This is a genomic window from Salinimicrobium oceani, from assembly GCF_012037645.1.
On record NZ_JAAVJR010001008.1, the window covers coordinates 1 to 374 of the forward strand.

The following is a 374-nucleotide window of genomic DNA, read 5'->3' on the forward strand; positions in this document are numbered from 1 at the left end:
TTCCTCACAGGCGATGAACGTAACCTGCGGCCAATGATCCTAAAGGACATTGCCGACGAGATAGGAATGGACGTTTCTACAGTATCAAGGGTCGCCAACAGCAAATATGTGGACACGCCCTATGGGACCAGGCTTATTAAAGATTTCTTTTCAGAATCCATGAAAAACGATCAGGGAGAAGATGTCTCAACCAAGGAGATCAAGAAGATCCTGGAAATGACCATTGAAGATGAGAACAAGCGTAAACCTCTTACAGATGACCGGCTGGCGAAGATCCTGAAGGAGAAAGGTTATCCAATTGCCCGCCGTACCGTAGCCAAATACCGGGAGCAGCTTGACATACCGGTGGCCCGGCTTCGAAAACAGATCTAATG

The 374-nt window shown here is 47.9% G+C and carries 1 protein-coding gene; it reads left to right on the forward strand.

Features of this window, described 5'->3' with window-relative positions:
- A partial coding sequence (locus HC175_RS20505) for an RNA polymerase factor sigma-54 (protein ID WP_479685251.1) occupies positions 1 to 372 on the forward strand: 372 nt, incomplete at its 5' end.
- Positions 373 to 374: the final 2 nt, after the last annotated feature.